The organism is Rhizobium sp. SRDI943 (assembly GCF_057653695.1).
Genome location: NZ_JBYGKN010000003.1, coordinates 112,864 through 128,055 on the forward strand (window position 1 = coordinate 112,864; position 15,192 = coordinate 128,055).

The 15,192-nt window shown below is 60.7% G+C and carries 16 protein-coding genes; 8 read left to right on the top strand and 8 right to left on the bottom strand.

Features of this window, described 5'->3' with window-relative positions; genetic code table 11:
- Position 1: 1 nt before the first annotated feature.
- Complete coding sequence (locus AC245Y_RS31825) at positions 2-1,015, bottom strand: sugar ABC transporter substrate-binding protein (protein WP_017997091.1); 1,014 nt, start codon at positions 1,013-1,015, stop codon at positions 2-4.
- A 419-nt stretch (positions 1,016-1,434) separates the two neighbouring features.
- On the opposite strand from AC245Y_RS31825, the gene AC245Y_RS31830 reads away from it, so the two are divergent.
- From AC245Y_RS31830 to AC245Y_RS31850, 5 genes are all read left to right on the top strand, one after another.
- On the top strand, positions 1,435-2,298 hold the full coding sequence (locus AC245Y_RS31830; RefSeq protein WP_026157686.1) for a helix-turn-helix transcriptional regulator: 864 nt from the start codon (positions 1,435-1,437) through the stop codon (positions 2,296-2,298).
- A 107-nt stretch (positions 2,299-2,405) separates the two neighbouring features.
- Positions 2,406-2,843, top strand: coding sequence for a VOC family protein (locus tag AC245Y_RS31835; protein ID WP_012760175.1), 438 nt, complete (start codon positions 2,406-2,408; stop codon positions 2,841-2,843).
- Positions 2,844-2,895: 52 nt separating this feature from the next.
- Complete coding sequence (locus tag AC245Y_RS31840; protein ID WP_017997094.1) at positions 2,896-3,942, top strand: ABC transporter substrate-binding protein; 1,047 nt, start codon at positions 2,896-2,898, stop codon at positions 3,940-3,942.
- An 8-nt stretch (positions 3,943-3,950) separates the two neighbouring features.
- The gene (locus tag AC245Y_RS31845; protein WP_020487141.1) at positions 3,951-4,739 is read left to right on the top strand and encodes an ABC transporter ATP-binding protein; all 789 of its coding nucleotides are present in this window, start codon (positions 3,951-3,953) and stop codon (positions 4,737-4,739) included.
- Entirely contained in the window at positions 4,736-5,506 is a 771-nt protein-coding gene (locus tag AC245Y_RS31850; protein WP_017997096.1) for an ABC transporter permease, read from the top strand. The genes AC245Y_RS31845 and AC245Y_RS31850 overlap by 4 nt, the downstream gene beginning before the upstream one ends.
- 131 nt (positions 5,507-5,637) lie before the next feature.
- Here AC245Y_RS31850 and AC245Y_RS31855 read toward each other — a convergent pair whose 3' ends face one another.
- The gene (locus AC245Y_RS31855) at positions 5,638-6,516 is read right to left on the bottom strand and encodes an alanine--tRNA ligase-related protein (protein ID WP_012760171.1); all 879 of its coding nucleotides are present in this window, start codon (positions 6,514-6,516) and stop codon (positions 5,638-5,640) included.
- Positions 6,517-6,655: 139 nt separating this feature from the next.
- Here AC245Y_RS31855 and AC245Y_RS31860 point away from each other — a divergent pair, with 139 nt between their 5' ends.
- Positions 6,656-7,087 carry an antitoxin Xre-like helix-turn-helix domain-containing protein gene (locus AC245Y_RS31860; RefSeq protein WP_017997097.1) on the top strand — a complete coding sequence of 144 codons (432 nt, stop codon included), beginning with the start codon at positions 6,656-6,658 and terminating at the stop codon, positions 7,085-7,087.
- On the top strand, positions 7,084-7,566 hold the full coding sequence (locus tag AC245Y_RS31865) for an RES family NAD+ phosphorylase (protein ID WP_017997098.1): 483 nt from the start codon (positions 7,084-7,086) through the stop codon (positions 7,564-7,566). Before AC245Y_RS31860 ends, AC245Y_RS31865 begins: the two co-directional genes overlap by 4 nt.
- Before the next feature lie 184 nt (positions 7,567-7,750).
- On the opposite strand, the gene AC245Y_RS31870 is transcribed toward AC245Y_RS31865, so the two are convergent.
- From AC245Y_RS31870 to AC245Y_RS31895, 6 genes are all read right to left on the bottom strand, one after another.
- Entirely contained in the window at positions 7,751-8,158 is a 408-nt protein-coding gene (locus tag AC245Y_RS31870; RefSeq protein WP_017997099.1) for a type II toxin-antitoxin system VapC family toxin, read from the bottom strand.
- Positions 8,158-8,412, bottom strand: a complete 255-nt coding sequence (locus tag AC245Y_RS31875) for a type II toxin-antitoxin system Phd/YefM family antitoxin (RefSeq protein WP_011649626.1) — start codon at positions 8,410-8,412, stop codon at positions 8,158-8,160. Before AC245Y_RS31875 ends, AC245Y_RS31870 begins: the two co-directional genes overlap by 1 nt.
- 169 nt (positions 8,413-8,581) lie before the next feature.
- Positions 8,582-9,568, bottom strand: a complete 987-nt coding sequence (gene pdxA / locus AC245Y_RS31880; RefSeq protein ID WP_017997100.1) for a 4-hydroxythreonine-4-phosphate dehydrogenase PdxA — start codon at positions 9,566-9,568, stop codon at positions 8,582-8,584.
- A 31-nt stretch (positions 9,569-9,599) separates the two neighbouring features.
- Positions 9,600-10,733: an iron-containing alcohol dehydrogenase gene (locus tag AC245Y_RS31885; RefSeq protein WP_017997101.1), complete on the bottom strand. Its 1,134-nt coding sequence runs from the start codon at positions 10,731-10,733 to the stop codon at positions 9,600-9,602.
- A gap of 352 nt (positions 10,734-11,085) precedes the next feature.
- Positions 11,086-12,273, bottom strand: a complete 1,188-nt coding sequence (locus tag AC245Y_RS31890) for a sialidase family protein (protein WP_017997102.1) — start codon at positions 12,271-12,273, stop codon at positions 11,086-11,088.
- A gap of 11 nt (positions 12,274-12,284) precedes the next feature.
- Entirely contained in the window at positions 12,285-13,190 is a 906-nt protein-coding gene (locus AC245Y_RS31895) for a dihydrodipicolinate synthase family protein (protein ID WP_017997103.1), read from the bottom strand.
- Positions 13,191-13,517: 327 nt separating this feature from the next.
- Between AC245Y_RS31895 and AC245Y_RS31900 the strand changes: the two genes are divergently transcribed.
- Positions 13,518-15,152 carry an ABC transporter substrate-binding protein gene (locus tag AC245Y_RS31900; RefSeq protein ID WP_017997104.1) on the top strand — a complete coding sequence of 545 codons (1,635 nt, stop codon included), beginning with the start codon at positions 13,518-13,520 and terminating at the stop codon, positions 15,150-15,152.
- Positions 15,153-15,192 lie beyond the last annotated feature (40 nt).

A 15,192-nucleotide genomic window follows, 5' to 3' on the forward strand; every position in this document is an offset into this window, starting at 1 on the left:
GTCAGCCGATGCCGAGCTTCTTGGTGACTTCGCCGACATTGGCCTTGTTGGCGAGCAGTGCCGGAACATAGGTCTCGCGCGGCAGCGTCTGGCCGGCGAGCAGCTTGGCGACGTTGCGGATGGCGGTGCGGCCGATTTCCGCCGGCTGCTGGGCGACATCGGCACCGGCTGGCGAATTCGGATCGGCGATGAGCTGGAGCACTTCCGGGCTGCCATCGACACCGTAGGTGCGGATCTCGGTCCGCCCGGCGGCCGCCAAGGCCTGGGTCGCGCCAAGCTGCGGAATGTCCCAGGCCGACCAGATCGCCTTGATCGAACCCTTTTCCGGATACTTGTTGAGGATCGCCGTGATCTGCGTGAAGGCGTCCTGCACGGTATTCGGGATGACGTCGCGCAGTTCCGGCTGGAGGATTTTGACCTTCGGGAAATATTTGACGACATTGACCAGCTGGTCGTAGCGGATCGCGCAGGGGGTTACGCCGTAGAAGCCGTTGAAGACGACGATATTGCCTTCGCCGCCAATATCGGAGACGAGCTGCAGCGCCAGGTCCTTGCCGATGCCCCAGTTATCGGAGGTGGTGTTGTTGATCGAATTGGTCGAACCGACGTCGACGGTCAGAACCGGGATCCCGGCATCGCGCGCCTTCTTCAGCCAGGGATCGATGACGCTGAGCGTTCCAAGGATCTGAACGATCGCATCCGGCTTCTGGGCAATCAGCGTCTGCAGCTGCGAGACGAGCTTGCCGTCATTGCGTCCGGCATCGACGGCGATCGGCTCGCCACCGAGGCGCTTTACCTCCTCGATCTGGGCATTATAGGCCTGCAGGTCGAAGAAGTGATCGGTGCCGGTTGCGCTGATGGCGATGCGCTTGCCTTTCAGCGACAGTTCTTCGCCCGCGGCAAAAGCCGACTTCTGTCCGATGAGCGATGCACCGGCGACGGCGACCCCGGCCGCCGCAGACAGTTTCAGCAGCTCTCGTCTTCCGAGACCGTTTTCAGACTTTTCGATATTCATCGCAATTTCTCTCCAATTAATTATGTCTATAGATTAAATGGATTAATGCGGATGGATAGGAACGAATTTCCAAAAGAACGATCTCCGGGGGAAAGAGTGGACAAAACGAAAGCTCTTCCCTGGCCGCGGTTTCCCGCGACCAGGGATGATTCCGGAGGCCTCGGCGGTTTTCAGAGCGGTCGATGAGTCTGCAGCCACCGATCAAGAAGAACATGCACTGCATAATTCTTGCGCATGCGAGCAAATTTGCCGAAGGCGAACTCCTGCCGGGCCGCGGTGCCGTGTGGCGCGACAGCAGGCGTAAAATCACGATTTAACGGGGCACCGTCGGGTTTTATGCTGCGACGTTGATATCCAGCGCGAAGCTTCGCTCCACTTGGCGCGCAACTTGCCTCTCCCCTGCCAGGGAGAATGAAACAATGCCCGATATCGACCCGCAGATTTTCTCAATAAGCCGGCCATCCCTTGGAGGCTACAAGGCTTTCGTTCAACGCGACATGATTGTCGAGACCTATCGTAGCGCCGCGGGGCAAATGGTTTCGAGGGGCTCCCTTCATCGAATTTCGATCAACCGCACGGCGCACGGCAAATATGCCTATCGGCTTGGAAGCGGGGCATTCCGCAAAGTTGAGAGGCCGCCGTTCACCCTCGGATTTCAACCGGCCGCCACCGTCCTTGAAGTCGATGGCGATGCGGCGGATTATATCTCGATCTTCCAGTCACCTGCGCTCTACAGCAGCATTGGCGGCTCTCGCTTCGATTCCGAGCATTGGGATAGTGATGCGCTCAGCGCGACGACTGATCCGACAACGCTGCAGGTCGCGCTCTCCCTTGCATTTGCCGCCGAGAAGACCAGGCGCGACGACCCGCTTTTGATGCAGCATCTGGGGATGGCGCTCGCCTGTTGCGTTGTAAAACTGCTGGGCGCCAAACCTGAAGCCGGCGATCGTCCGCTGACATCGGAGAACCTTCGACGGGTGATCGACTACATCGAAAACCTGCTTGGCAAATCCGATCTGAGTGTGGAGGAACTGGCCGGGGTGGCCCATATGAGCCCCTTTCACTTCAGCCGGGAATTCAAACGGGCGGCTGGCATGGCGCCGCATCGCTTCGTTCTCGAACGCAGGATCGAACGAGCACGGCTTTACCTCGCCGATGGCAAGGAGACGCTCGCAAACATCGCTTATGCCACAGGCTTTTCCAGCCAGGCGCATTTCTCCAGCGTCTTTCGCCGTCTGATGGGGGCGACACCGAAGGAATACCAGCGTTCGGTCCGTCTTTGAGCCGGCTCTTGCCGATGACAGATCAGCAGCTTTGCGAAAGACAACCGCACGAATTTGAAATCTCTTGAGGCTGCGGTCTGCGAGGCTTTTCCCATCAGGAGGCCCATATGACCGCTTTTGCCCAAACCAATCCGATTACCGACATCTGCTTTTTAGTCGAGGACATCGACAAAGCATCGGCCTTCTATGTCGAGCGGCTTGGCTTCAAGCCGCGCCGCCGGGCTCCGGGCTTTGCCGATTTCAAAGGGGCGGGCGTGACGCTGGCGCTCTGGGAGATCGAGCATATCGCCGAGAATACCGGTGTCTCAAGCCGCCGTGCCCCGCAAGGTGCGCACAAGGCCTGCGCGGCCATCGAGCTCGCCTCGCCAGAGCAGGTCGATGCTGCCTATGCGGAGCTGAAAGCTGCGGGCGTGCTCTTCCACGCGCCGCCGCAGGATTATGTCTGGAACGCGCGATGCGTCTATTTCGCCGATCCTGACGACAATCTCTGGGAAATCTATGCGTGGTCCGCAGGTGGCCCGATCGGTGACATCGGCCCGCAATAGCGAGCGCAATCGGTCGGTCGTCCAACAATCCAACAAGGGGAAAGGCAAACAAATGAACGGGGAAGACAAACAAATCGTGGTCGGCAGGCGTACCGTCCTGAAGGGCGGAGCCTTTGCCCTTGCTGCAGCGACGGCAGGGATCAGCGTGTTCGTGCCGCGTCACTCCAAAGCCGCCGCATCCAAGGTCGTCATCAAATATGACTGGCTGATGAGCAACGGACAGATCGGCGATATCGTCGCAGTCAAGCGTGGGCTGTTCGAGGCCGAGGGTCTCGACGTCGAGTTTTCCCCTGGCGGTCCCAATTCGGCAACGGTGCCGCCCGTGATCACGGGTGATGCGCAGCTCGGCCAGTTCTCGGATTCGGCACAGCTTCTTCTTGCCAGGTCATCCGGCGTGCCGATCAAGATCTTCGCCTGCGGTTTCCGCATGGCGCCTTTCGCCTTCTATTCGCTGCCCAAGGCGCCGATCCGCACCGTCAAGGACATGATCGGCAAGCGCATCGGCATCCAGCCGACGGCTCGTTATGTCCTTGATGCCATCCTGCTGAAGAACAATATCGATCCCTCGAGCCTGACCATCACCAATATCGGCTTCGACATGAGGCCGCTGATGACCGGTCAGGTCGATGCAGTGACCGGATGGATCACTAACACGCAAGCCCTTTCCATCATCGGCCCCGACCGCATTGATCTGATAATGAAGGACACGGGCCTGCCGTCCTACGCCAACGTCTATTTTGCCACCGACGATGCCGTGACCGGCCATGCTGAGACATTGGCAAAGGTGTTGCGTGCGGTCGCCAAGGGTTGGGCCTGGACGCATGACCATCCCGAAGAGGCGGTCAAATTGACAGTGGAGGCCTATCCGCAGCTCGACCTTGCCGTGGAGCTGAAGACGATACCGCGCATATTGTCGCTGAGCTTCGACGCAGCAACCGGTAAGGATGGCTGGGGCAGTTTCGATCCGGCGGCGCTTGCCGAACAGATTTCCGTCTACGACAAGATCGGCCAGTTCAAGAGCGGCGCGCCGAAGCTGGAGGACTGCTATACGGCCAAAATCCTGGACATGACGGCGGACGACCGCCCGAAGATTGCGTGAGAGCGGATTTGCCTGAAGCAGCGGCCATCGAAACCAAGGATCTGGCTGTCGGTTATGCCGGCGCTGTCGAGACGACCCGCATTCTGTCCGGCGTCGACCTCAGCGTCGGCAGGGGCGAGTTTCTGACCATTCTCGGTCCCTCTGGCTGCGGCAAGTCGACCTTGCTGCGTGCCGTGGCGGATCTTCTCCCGCCGCTTGACGGGCGGCTGTCGGTGCTCGGCAGGACAGCGTCGGAGGCGCGCCGGCGGCGCGAGGTCGCCTTCGTCTTTCAGGACGCAACGCTGCTGCCGTGGCGGACCGTGAAAGAGAATGTCGCGCTGCCGCTGCAGGTGGGGAAGAACAGCGTCTCGCGATCGGTCGATCCGCGGCCCGACCACTGGATCGAACTGGTCGGCCTGTCGCATCTGGCCGACCGCTATCCGCATCAACTGTCCGGGGGCCAGCGCCAGCGTGTCGCCATTGCGCGCGCGCTTCAATGCCAGCCGGATATCCTGCTCATGGACGAACCCTTCGGTGCGCTCGACGAGATCACCCGCGAACGACTGAACGACGAGCTTCTGGACGTCTGGCGCCGGACCGGCACGACCATCCTGTTCGTCACCCACAGCGTCGTCGAGGCGATCTATCTCGGCGGACGCGTGCTGGTGCTGGCGGCCAATCCGGGCCGCGTCCAGGCGTTGATCGATCTTGCGCCCCTGAAAGACGAGCGCGGCCTCTGTCGGCGCGAGAGTCTCGATGTCCAGGAGACAGCCGCCCATCTGCGCCATTTGTTGCAGCAGGGGAGTTCGGCTGCATGATGCATCGTCCGTTGTCATTCGCCGAGGCAATCGGCCTTCCTGTTATCGGCGCCCTTTCGCTGATTCTCGCTTGGCAGTGGCTGGTGCCGGCGCTCGGTATTCCGGCCTATATCGTTCCAACGCCGCTGGCGATCCTGCGCACGCTTGGCATCGAATGGCGCTTCCTTCTGTCGAATGCCGTTCCGACATGGGGTGAGGCGGGCCTCGGCTTCCTCTTGGGCAATAGTCTCGCCGTGATCCTGGCGGTTGCCTTTGTTTATAATCCGCGGTTCCAGGCCGCCTATTTTCCCGTCGTCCTGCTCTTCAACACCATCCCCGTGCTGGCGCTCGCGCCGATCATCATCCTCATCTTCGGCCTCGGCATGCTTCCGAAGGTCATCATTGCTGCTCTGATCTGCTTCTTCCCAACCCTGGTGAATACCGCCCGGGGCCTCAATCTGGCGACTGCGAGCGAGCTTGACCTGATGCATGTGCTTTCGGCGAGCGGGTGGGAGACGTTCTGGCGCTTACGCGCCCCACGATCCGCCCCCTTGCTTTTTGCGTCGCTGCGCATTTCGGCAACCACCTGTGTGATCGGCGCGATCGTCGGGGAGTGGATCGGCTCGAACCAGGGGCTGGGCGCAGTGATCATCCAGTCGACATTCAACTATCAGGCGGAAAGGCTTTTTGCCGCCGTCGTGCTCGCCTCTTTCTCCGGCATCGTCTTTTTTGCCGCTGTTGCCCAGATCGAGCGGATTTTCCGTCGGCTGCAGCCGGCGCGCAACTGAAAGCGTTCAATGCGGGCAGCACATCTCCATGACTGGCTCATCGCCTGGGCAAACAGGGGATGGCCAAAACGCTGACACTTTCCGGCATATGGCAAGGCCTCCCGCTTTGTCTGCGGGAGGCCTTGCTTCCGCTATTCGTCCATCGTCTCCCCGATGTCGGAGAGATCGATGCCATGGGTGTCGAACCACCAGTCGGGACTCATCTCGGAATGGCGGTCACGCAAACGCAGATATTTGGCGCGCAGTCGCTTCTGGCGTTCGACCTCTTCCGCGAAGAAGGGATGATCGAGCGTGCCGCCCATCTTGTGGATGCGGCGGAGCAGTTTTCGCAAGACGTATCCCTGCTCCTTATTGCCCGGCCGGTAGCCGCTTTCCACGATGGTCATGACCGTCTCGCACAGTGTCCCGAGCGCATCGTCTTGCGGCGCGCCGCTGACGATCATGTCGAGGCGTTCCGCGCCGAAGCCGACGTCGATGCAGGTTCCGAGCGGATTGACGATGTTTCCGATCTCGACGCCATCCTTGTAGAACTCGGTGCAGTATCCGCTGATGCCGCCATCGCTCCATATGCATTCGGGATCCGGCACGATGGGCACGCGCCCGCCATAGAGCGGCGTCCATTCCACCAGGCGGTCGGGATGGATCGTCACATGATCCGGCACGAGCCCTACCGTTTCCAGAAACTCGAGCCAGAAATCGATGGCGTTGCCGACGGTCATTTCCCTGAAGGAGAAAAGGCCGAGCATGGAGAAATGGAGAAGATGAGTTCCGTCGCCGATCTCGTCGAGGTCGCCCATGCGCAGGCAAGCCTGGCTGTTTGCGACGGTTCCACTATGGGAGGGATCGGAGAAGAGGGGCTTGTACTGCTGCATTCCAGCGCTGCAGAAGAGCGTGGTATCGTCATGCGGCCGTACGGATTCGATGCGTATGAAATTGATGCCCTTGGAAAGGCAGAAGTCTTGATATTGCTGGATCAGGCGTCCCGCGGTGACATAGGCAACCTCCTTCATTGTTCGTGTGCCTTAGGTAAAGATAGCGGTCTCTCGCGCGCACGGCAATCCGCCGCTATCGAAGATAAGCCGGGATGGCACCCTTGAACATCGCCTCACTTGAGGCTAGATATATCCTCAAGTGATAAGGAGCTTTGTCATGATGGGATTTGCAGTCATCGCAGACGTTCTCGGACTGCCCGCCCGGGAACCGGCGTCGCGCTCGGCCTTTGGCCTGCTCTCCAGCATCGAGGAAGGCTTGCCGGTCAAGGCGCTTGATCGCATGGCGCTGCTTCTGGCGCCTGATGATACTCAGTTCAAGTATCGGCTCGTTCCGAAGGCCACCTATGAGCGGCGCAAGTCCAAGCATCGGCTCTCCTCCGACGAGGGCATAAAGCTCGCCCGTCTGGCGCGCGTCTGGGGCCAGGCGCTCGATGTCTGGCAGACCGAGATCGAGGCCCGCGACTTCCTGTTTCGGCCGCATGCAATGCTTGAGGACAGGCGGCCGATCGACGTGGTCATCCAGAGCGAGATCGGCGGCGAGCTCGTGCTCGATATTCTCGGAAGCCTGAAATACGGCAGCGCTGCGTGAGCGCACAGGTTCTTGACCGCACACTGACATCCGTCCGCATCGGAGATCCCCACGGAACCTATCCGATCTTCGACGCCACCGGCTCGACCATCGCGCCTGGCCGGTGGAACACGTCGGGCAGCCCGATCATCTATACGAGCGAGCATTATTCGACGGCACTGCTCGAAAAGCTCGTCCATGGCAGCGGGCGGCTGCCACCCAATCAGCACTATGTCACGATCACCCTACCGCGTGGGCTAAGCTACGAGGTTTTCTCCGAGCCCGCGCTGCCCGGCTGGGACAGCATGCCGGCAAACGTCAGCAAGGCTTTCGGCGAGCGCTGGTGCCAGGAAAAGCGCAGCGCCATCCTGCTGGTCCCAAGCGTCGTCGCCCGCGCCGACCGCAACGTGCTGATCAATCCGGCCCACCCGGAATTCCCGTCGATCACCACCAGCCTCCACCAACCGGTCTTCTGGGATCGTCGCTTGTTCGGCATGTGACGGGTTGCGGTGCAATCAACGTTTCCGCTGAGCAGATCAAAACGCCGGACAGATGAGGCTTGGTCAGCAGATCATGATGCTGCCACCAAACGCGCCGACAATAGTTCTCGGCCCGACGTAGCCAAGGCCTTTATCCAAAGGCACAGGAGGCCATTTTAAACGAGGAAGTGGCTGCCTCGACTGCTCACGCGTCCGTCTCCCATGGATTTATCACCGCTGCGCCGGTGTCGTCAAAATCGCCGACATTGCGAGTGACGACAATCAGATCATGAACGATCGCGGTTGCGGCGATCAGCCCGTCGATATCGCCACGCGGCCGGATGGCGGCGATGCGGCCCCATTCGACGGCGATCTCGTCGGTCACCGGCAGGATCCGGTCGCCATGATCATAACGCAGCTTGCGCAGCCACTCGGTGAGATGCGCCGCGGTCTTCGGATCCGATTTCTGTTTGAGGGCAATGCCGCGCATGATCTCGCCAAGCGTCAACGCGCTCAGGTGGATGGTGAGCGGACCGACGGAGCGCAGCCAGGAGACCGCCTGCGGCGTGCCGCGTCGCGCCTCCGAGACGATGTTGGTGTCGACCAGATACATCAGAAGGCAACGTCGCGGCTTGGAGTCTTGTTGCGTGCTTCTACCGCATCGGCGAACTCATCGTCCCAGGCGGGGCCACCGAGCAAGTCGTCGACGAGGGTCGGCCTACCGGCACGCAGGGCGTCGTAGTCGCGCGCGGACAGAACGACGGCCGTACGCTCGCCCCGCACGGTCACCACCTGCGGCCCTTCTTGTCGGGCCTTCTGCACGACCTTCGAAAATTGGTTCTTGGCGTCCTGCAACTGCCATTCCATCGATTCTGCTCCTAGCTAGACTGTCTAGCTATGTAGTCTTGGAATGTCGACGCGTCAACGGCGGGACGCTCCTGAACGACAGAGTCCGGTTCTGCTATTGGATGTCATAACGAAGTTCAAAATCGTTGTGTCGGCGATGGGCGCTTGTTGGTCCTCATGGAAGCCGCGATCACGCTCTCTGCCGCGGCGAGCGGGCCATCAGCCTGGCATAGGCGATGGCCGACAGCATGTTGACGTGGTTTGCCTTGCCAGTGCCGGCGATGTCGAAGGCGGTGCCGTGATCGACCGAGACGCGGTCGATCGGCAGGCCGAGCGAGACGTTGACCGCCGTGTCGAAGGCAACGAGCTTGATCGGGATATGGCCCTGGTCGTGATACTGGGCGATGACGAGATCGAAGGCGCCGTTATAGGCGCGGGCAAACACCGTATCGGCGGAGATCGGACCGACGACGTCGATGCCCTTTGCCTGCGCCTGCTCGACGGCGGGCGCCAGGAATTCCGTATCCTCGGTGCCGAACAGGCCGTTTTCGCCGCAATGGGGATTGAGGCCGGCGACGGCGATGCGCGCTGTTTTGCCAAGCCGCAGGAAGTGTCGATGGCCAGCTTCGATGGTGGCCAGAACACGCTCGGTCTTGGCGCGCTCGATCGCACCCTTCAGCGAGATATGGGTGGAGACGTGGATGGTGTTCAGCCGCTCGGAGGCAAGCAGCATGAAGGAGCTCTTCGAGCCGGTGAGATGCGCGAGCAGCCCGGTATGGCCGTCATGGTGATGGCCGGCGAGGTTCATCGCCTCCTTGTTGATCGGCGCGGTCACGATGACGTCAGCTTGACCCGACATGGCGAGATCGACGGCGCGGGTGATGTAGCGCACCGAGGCATCGCCGGCGACGGGGCTGACCTTGCCGATCTCAGGTAGAGCCGCACCGAGCGCCACTTCGTCGACGGCGATCCTGTCGTCACCGGGTGCATCCGCAGGCCCGAACCGCAGTCCGGTGCCGGTGACGCGGTCGGCGCGCTCCAGCGCTTCGACATTGCCGACGATCACGAAATCGCGGCGCTCTTCCCTCGGAAGGGCTGCCAAGGCCTTGACGATCACCTCGGGGCCGACGCCGGCCGGATCGCCGAGCGTCACGGCAACTTTCGCATTCCTGTCCATCGATCGAGTCCCTTCTAAAAAACCTTACCGCTTAAAAGGCAGCCGCGTAAATCGCGCGAATGTCGGCCCGAGAGAGATCTCGCGGATTGTTATCGAGCAGACGGCGAATGGCAAAGGCGTCGTCGGCCATGGCGTCGAGATCACTTTCCGGCACGCCGAGGCCTGAGAGCTTCATCTCGATGCCGAGTTCGGCGCAGAAAGCATAAGCCGCATCGAAGACGGAGGTGACGTTGCCGGAGGTTTCACACCCAAGCGCCTCCATCACCGCCTTGGTTTTCTCAGGCGCGGACGGTGTATTGAAGGCGAGAACATGCGGAAAGATCAGCGCATTTGCCGCGCCATGGGCCACATGCCAGCGCGTTCCGAGGGGATAGGCGAGCGCATGGCCGCCGGCGGTGTTGACCGGGCCGAGGCAGAAGCCACCGTAAAGCGAGGCGAGCGAGAGGCCGGCGCGCGCTTCAGCGTCGGTGCCGTCCTTGACGGCGCGGGCGAGATATTTGCCGACGAGCCGCGTCCCCTCGATCGCATAGATGTCGACCATCGGATGCGCCTTGCGGTTGGTGAAGGCCTCGACGCAATGGGCCATGGCATCGACGCCGGTGGCGGCCGTCGTGCGAGCCGGGACGCTGAAGGTCAAAGCAGGATCGATGACGGCGATATCGGCCAGCATATGCAGGCTTTCGACGGCAAGCTTTGCCATCGTCGCCGGATCGGTGACAAGCGCACGGATGCCGGCCTCGCTGCCGGTGCCCGATGTCGTCGGCACCTGGGCAAGCGCTACCTTGCGCGGTCCATGCACCTTGTTCGGACCGACGACCTCGTGCAGCGTCTGGGCAGAGCCGGCAAGCACGGCGGCAAGTTTTGCTAGATCCATGGCGCTGCCACCGCCGAAGCCGACAATCAGCTCGGCATCGGCGGCGTTTGCCGCCGCCAGCACCTTTGCGAGATTGGCCGTATCCGGTTCGGGCGTCACTTCGGCAAAGACGGTTACCTCGCCCTTCAGCTCCAGTACGTCGATGCGCGAGGCATTGAAGGCATCGGAGATGACGAGCGTGCGACGATAGCCCTTTTCGGCGGCCCATTTGCCGAGCTTTCCCGCCGTGCCGACGCCGAATTCGATCAGATGCGGCCGAACTATCGTGATCGGCGAATCCAAGCTGGCCATGAACCAGTCCTCCCTGCAAGATCTTGCGGCAATATCATCGTCCTCTTTAATGTAAAGTTGTAAGGTCAATGTCAAGCCAGCATTCCAGAGAGCAGAAGTTTTTATCATCTGACGTGCGCTCGAGCGCGCTTCAACGCGGCGTTGCTGTGCCAATATCGATAAAGATATCAGTGTGTTATGAAATTCGTCATGGTTATGCCGGCATTTCATGCACCGCTGGCCCATCATCTTTGCGACGGCGGTGAATAATCTGAGCCTGTTGTCAATTTCCCCGTCCGTCAACCCGCAGCCGTTGCCATCCTGCATCCTTGCGATCGGATGCAGGTTTACAATTTTCCGGCTGCCGCTTTGCTCACGGCAGGGATTGCGGGGCGAGGCGCACATATTTGATGGCGCGCCGGTAGTAGGTGTAGGCGATATGCAGCGTGCCGTCGCCGCCCTGGACGATCGAGGGGTAGGAGAACTCGCGGTTCAGCGACTCTTTCGAATTGTTGCTGAGGCAGAAGCCGTCGCCGGTATCGAGATCGATGCGATGCGGAAAGCTCTTGCCGCCATCCCTTGATATCGCCAGGCTCAGCGGCGCACGTGGAACACCCCAGACGGCCTTGCGTGCGCTGGTATCGGCAACGACGGTGGTCTCTCCAGCATCGCCACCCTCGATTTCGTCATAGAGAGACTGGCGACGTGCATCCGACATGCCGGCATTCGAATGGTTGTAAACCATTGCGATTGCTCCATCATTCAGGATCGTGGCCTGGATCGAGGAGTTGTTGTTCGGCAGTTCGGCGGGCTCGGGCGCACTCCATGTCTCGCCGCCATCGGATGATCGGCTGGACAGGATCTCTTCGGCAAAACGATTGCGGTAGAAGGCGATCATCTCGTCGCCGCCAAGCGGCAGGATGTTCATGTGCACCGCGCCGATACTGTCTGGAATATCGCGCATCTGCCAACTCGCGCCGCCATCACGTGACATCAGCACCGCAGCCGTATCGGCATCGCCGCTCCAGCGCTGGCCATTCAGGCCGACGCAACGGAAGACCGGAAGCAGCCAATCGCCCCTGCCGTTGACGACGATCTGCTGGCGAACGAAAGTGCCGGGACTGTCGCAGAGAATTTGGACCGGGCCGAAAGTCTGGCCGCCATCACCTGAAATCCGGCATTTGACAACAGAACCGTCCTGATTGCCGGAAGTCTGCGAGGTATAGAGCAGCCATACGTTTCCGTCTGGAGCGTTGAAAATCAACGGGTTCTGTTCGGATTTCTCCGGGTCGTCGCTCATCTTTTCCGGCACAGACCATCGCCCGGAGCCCGGCGCCAGCCGCGACATGTAAATCGAGATGTCGCCCATGCCCTCCATCGTGCCGCCGAACCAGACGCATGTCAGCGTGCCGTCGGGCAGGAAGGCGAGATTTGCGGCATGGTTCTGGATGCAGGGGGAGGGCAGATAGGCATCCGCACGACCCTCGATCGTGGGGTGAGGGGCGATGGCCCCGGTCATCAGGGCCGGAATGGCTTCCGGAGGCAGGCCGGTAAAAATCATGACGGATCTCCTCAAGGCAGCTTGGCGTAGCTTTCGGCGAGTGCGGCATAGTCGGCATCGCCGAGCGGCATCAACGGCGCGCGCGTACGCTTCCAGGCGGGATTGCCGGTCTTCAGCCCCACCATCGCCTTGATGGTCGGGATCTGGACGTAGGAATTGGAAAGCGTACGATAGGCGTTGATGCGGGCCTGCGCCGCCTCGACATCGGCGGCGCGCGCCTCGTCATGGACATGGTCGTAGACGGTGCGCAGCGAATTCGCCACGAGATTGGAGGTGGCGGTGATGCAGCCGGCACCGCCGGCCTTCAGCAGCGGCAACAACAGCGGATCGGCGCCTGCGAGCACCGAGAAGCCGGGATAGGCGGCGATGATCGCCTGCATGTTGTTGAAATCTCCCGCAGATTCCTTGATGCCGACCACCGTCTCCGGGAAGGCCGCAATCAACCGCCCGATCAGCGGAATGGATAGCGGAACGCCTGAGACCTGCGGAATATGATAGAGGATGACCTGCAAGCGCGTGTCGGCGACCTTGTCCAGCACCTGCGAATAGGCGGCGAAGAGACCATCGTCGGAAACGCCTTTGTAGTAGAAAGGCGGCAGCATCACCACCTTGGTGACGCCAAGCGACAGCGCGTGCCGGGTCAATTCCGCAGTCTCGGGAATGGCGACGACGCCAGTGCCCGGCAAAAGCCTGTCGGCGGGAATGCCGGCCTTCAGTGCTGCTTCCAGAATGGCACGGCGCTCGGCTCCGGAGAAGGAATTGGCCTCGCCCGTCGTACCGAGCAGCGCCACGCCATGGCACCCCTCGGTCAGCAGCTGCCGGCAATGGTCGGTGAAAAGGGCGAAATCCGGCCTGTTGTCCGCCGTCAGCGGCGTTGCGGAGGCGCTGAAAACGCCGGTAATCCTGTGATGGCTCATTCCGCCCTCCTCGGCGCGTCCTGTCTTGCCGATCCGTGTTCGAACCGGGAGGCTGCGCATTGCAATTGTCATCGGTCTGTCGCGATGGAGTGCAAAGAACTTTTATATTGCCGCGCTTTTGTCAAGAAGACAAAATGCCGTGAAGCCGCCGCGAAAAGTTATCTATCTGTTATAACTTATATATTTTCAGGAGAAAATTTTGTTCGGATTGAAATCGCGATTTTTTGTTGACATATTTACAATAACGGGAGAACGATACGGAACGGATTGTGCTGCGCCTGGCAGGTGCAGGGAGAGCGCTGCCGAATTCACTCTGGGAGGAATGCCATGTCTGATCAATCGGATAAAACCAAAATATCACGTCGTAACGCGCTGAAGCTCGGCCTTGCAGCCGGTGTCGGCCTCACCGTATTCGGGATGAATGCCCGCATCGTTATGGCCGATGAAGGCCAGGTCCTGAAGGTCGCAAATCCGGCCTTCGACCAGGACTGGTCGCCGCTGCGCGGCGGCGGCAGGACGTTCCGCTGGAATTCGATCTGGTGGGCATCGCCGATGTATTTCGACAGCGAAGGCAATATCAAGCCCTACGTCTTCACCAGCTGGGAATCGGCCGACAACACAGTCTGGACCTTCAAGCTCGACCCGAAGGCCGTCTTTTCCGACGGCAGCAAGATCACCTCGGCGGATGTCAAGGGATCGTGGGAAGTCTCCTCGATGCCCAACACCAAGAACCAGCGCGCCGACCAGGTGCTGAGCAGGGTCAAGGGTTACGCCGAAATCGCCGCCGGCTCCGGCAACGAACTGACTGGTGTCGCGACACCCGACGAAGGGACGGTCGTGGTGACGCTTGGTGCCGCAGACCCGATCTTCTTCATGCGCCTGGCAAACCACATCGCACCGATCACCAAGGCATCGCAGTCGCGCGGCAGCGACGGCGAGGAGATCATCGATTGGTATAAGCCCGATAGCAAGCCGGTCTTCTCCGGTCCGTTCAAGCTGACGAGCATCGATATCGACGCCGGCAAACTCTCGTTCGAGCCGAATGAGAACTTCTTCGGACCGAAGCCGAAGCTTGCCCGAATTGATATCACCTCGATCGAGGATAATGTCACTGCAACGTCGCTGATCAAATCGGGCGAGTTCAACGCCCATACCGAACTTGTCACCTCGACCATCATCCAGGATCTTGGTCCGGAATTCTCGGCCGGCCCGCTGATCCCGACCAGCCAGCATTTCTGGTTCAACATCTCCCGCGCGCCGATGGACGATCCGAAGGTCCGCCAGGCGCTGATCATGGCCGTCGATCGCGACGGCCTGTTCAAGGCGTCCTATCCCGACGGCCCGCACAAGAAAGCCGACCAGATCCTCAACTCGGTTCCGGGTGCGGAGAATTCCGGTTTCGAGCCTTATCCCTATGATCCGGCTGCTGCCAAGAAGCTGCTTGCGGAATCGACCTACGGCGGTCCGGAGCGCCTGCCGAAGATCCTGTTCGTCGGCATTTCGGCGCCGGCCATTCAGGCCGCCGCCCAGTTCATCGCCGAGCAGTGGCGTCAGAATCTCGGCATCACAGCCGTCGACATGAAGCCGCAGCAGGATTCCTATGCGGGTCCGGATCAGAATTCGGTCCAGATCTTCCGCGACGACGTCGGCACCCGCGTTCCCGATGCCGTCTCCTATCTGGCGGGCTGCATCGCCTCGACCTCGTCGAATGCGCAGAACAAGCTCGGTGGATACAAGAACGACAAGGTCGACAGTGCCCTTGCCGAGGCCACGACCAAGGCTGCGGACGATCCGAAGCGCATCGCTCTCGCCCAGGAAGCCCAGAAGGCGTTCCGCGAGGATTGGGCCTTCATTCCATGGTATTCTCAGGCGATGTCGCGCTGGGCTACCAAAGAGGTCAAGGGCCTGGAAAAGAACCTTGACTGGCAGGTCGTCGAACCCTGGAACATTTCCATCGGTTGATCCGGCGGAAACCGTTCCAATCGGCAATAACCCGCGCGAA

Coding starts and splice junctions, on each gene's coding strand:
- AC245Y_RS31825 (WP_017997091.1), bottom strand. CDS start 1,015: ATGAATATCGAAAAGTCTGAAAACGGTCTCGGAAGACGAGAGCTGCTG.
- AC245Y_RS31830 (WP_026157686.1), top strand. CDS start 1,435: ATGCCCGATATCGACCCGCAGATTTTCTCAATAAGCCGGCCATCCCTT.
- AC245Y_RS31835 (WP_012760175.1), top strand. CDS start 2,406: ATGACCGCTTTTGCCCAAACCAATCCGATTACCGACATCTGCTTTTTA.
- AC245Y_RS31840 (WP_017997094.1), top strand. CDS start 2,896: ATGAACGGGGAAGACAAACAAATCGTGGTCGGCAGGCGTACCGTCCTG.
- AC245Y_RS31850 (WP_017997096.1), top strand. CDS start 4,736: ATGATGCATCGTCCGTTGTCATTCGCCGAGGCAATCGGCCTTCCTGTT.
- AC245Y_RS31855 (WP_012760171.1), bottom strand. CDS start 6,516: ATGAAGGAGGTTGCCTATGTCACCGCGGGACGCCTGATCCAGCAATAT.
- AC245Y_RS31860 (WP_017997097.1), top strand. CDS start 6,656: ATGATGGGATTTGCAGTCATCGCAGACGTTCTCGGACTGCCCGCCCGG.
- AC245Y_RS31870 (WP_017997099.1), bottom strand. CDS start 8,158: ATGTATCTGGTCGACACCAACATCGTCTCGGAGGCGCGACGCGGCACG.
- AC245Y_RS31875 (WP_011649626.1), bottom strand. CDS start 8,412: ATGGAATGGCAGTTGCAGGACGCCAAGAACCAATTTTCGAAGGTCGTG.
- pdxA (WP_017997100.1), bottom strand. CDS start 9,568: ATGGACAGGAATGCGAAAGTTGCCGTGACGCTCGGCGATCCGGCCGGC.
- AC245Y_RS31885 (WP_017997101.1), bottom strand. CDS start 10,733: ATGGCCAGCTTGGATTCGCCGATCACGATAGTTCGGCCGCATCTGATC.
- AC245Y_RS31890 (WP_017997102.1), bottom strand. CDS start 12,273: ATGATTTTTACCGGCCTGCCTCCGGAAGCCATTCCGGCCCTGATGACC.
- AC245Y_RS31895 (WP_017997103.1), bottom strand. CDS start 13,190: ATGAGCCATCACAGGATTACCGGCGTTTTCAGCGCCTCCGCAACGCCG.
- AC245Y_RS31900 (WP_017997104.1), top strand. CDS start 13,518: ATGTCTGATCAATCGGATAAAACCAAAATATCACGTCGTAACGCGCTG.